The following is a 1,691-nucleotide window of genomic DNA, read 5'->3' on the forward strand; positions in this document are numbered from 1 at the left end:
ACTGCACATTCTTTTCGTTAGTCGTCAATGTGTTGTCAGCCTGAATGGCAGCATCCACCTTCTTGGCTTCGGCATCGACATTGGCCTTCTGGGTCGTCTTTTGCTCATCCGTCGCCTTACCCGAAACATGATCGGCGTCAATTTTTTGGATACCGGCTAAAGCGGCTGCGTTAATCCCATCGGCATCTGAGGCGTCATCAATCTTTTGATCAGCCTGTGTTTGATCTGTTTGAACACGTCCAACCTGACTGTTCTTTTCATCAGTTGTTAAGGTCGGATCAGCTTTAATCGCCTTAATGACTTTTTCAGCTTCCGCATCAACATTAGCCTTTTGGGTCGTCTTCTGAACATTGGTTGCCGTTCCCGGCTTGTGGTCGGCATCGATTTTGGTGATGCCAGCTGAAGCGGCTGCGTTAATGCCGTCGGCATTTGAAGCGTTATCAATGTTGTTATCAGCTGTCTGGCGGTCAGTTTCAACTGCTGCCAACTGGGTATTCTTCTCATCAGTCGTCAACGTGTTGTCGGCCTTGATAGCAGTGGATACCTTTTGGGCCTCAGCATCAACGTTGCCCTTCTGGGTCGTTTTCTGATTGTCGGTTGACGTTCCAAGTTTGTGGTCGGCATCGATTTTGGTAATGCCAGCTGAAGCCGCCGAATTAATCGCATCGGCATTGGAAGCATTGTCGATATTTTTATCCGCTGTCTGACGGTCGGTTTCAACTGCTGCCAACTGCACATTCTTCTCATCAGTCGTCAACGTGTTATCGGCCTTGATAGCAGTGGATACCTTTTGGGCCTCAGCATCAACGTTGGCCTTTTGAGTCGTCTTCTGGTCATCGGTTGACTTGCCAGGCTTGTGATCGGCATCGATTTTGGTGATGCCAGCTGAGGCAGCAGAGTTAATCCCGTCAGCATTTGAAGCATTATCAATGTTTTGATCAGCTGATTTGCGATCAGCTTCAACTGCTGCCAACTGGGCGTTCTTCTCATCAGTCGTCAACGTGTTGTCAGCATTGATAGCAGTGGAGACCTTCTTGGCCTCAGCATCAACGTTGCCCTTCTGGGTCGTCTTCTGCTCGTCGGTTGACTTGCCAGGTTGGTGATCGGCGTCGATTTTGGTGATGCCAGCTGAGGCGGCGGCGTTAATGCCGTCGGCATTTGAAGCGTTGTCGATGTTTTCATCGGCTGCCTTACGGTCAGCTTCGACCGCTGCCGTTTGAGCATTCTTTTCATCGGTCGTCAGTGTGTTGTCGGCATTGATAGCAGTGGAGACCTTCTGGGCTTCCGCATCAACATTGGCCTTTTGGGTCGTCTTCTGCTCGTCGGTTGACTTGCCAGGCTTGTGGTCGGCGTCAATCTTTTGAATACCGTCTAAAGCGGCGGAGTTAATTCCGTCGGCGTCTGAAGCGTTATCAATATTTGCATCAGCTGATTTGCGATCAGCTTCAACTGCTGCCAACCGGGCATTCTTCTCATCAGTCGTCAACGTGTTGTCAGCATTGATAGCAGTGGAGACCGTCTGGGCTTCCGCATCAACATTGGCCTTCTGGGTCGTCTTCTGCTCATCCGTTGACTTGCCAGGCTTGTGATCGGCGTCAATCTTTTGAATACCGTCTGAAGCAGCGGAGTTAATTCCGTCGGCGTCTGAAGCGTTGTCGATGTTCTCATCGGCTGCCTTGCGGTCAGCTTCA

The 1,691-nt window shown here is 50.5% G+C and carries 1 protein-coding gene; it reads right to left on the reverse strand.

The annotated features are described in order from the left end of the window. On the reverse strand, positions 1 to 1,691 hold a 1,691-nt coding region (locus tag IV71_RS08020; protein ID WP_162258592.1), incomplete at both ends, for a DUF1542 domain-containing protein.

Origin of the sequence: Fructobacillus fructosus KCTC 3544 (assembly GCF_001438695.1) — a bacterium.
GTDB lineage: Bacteria > Bacillota > Bacilli > Lactobacillales > Lactobacillaceae > Fructobacillus > Fructobacillus fructosus.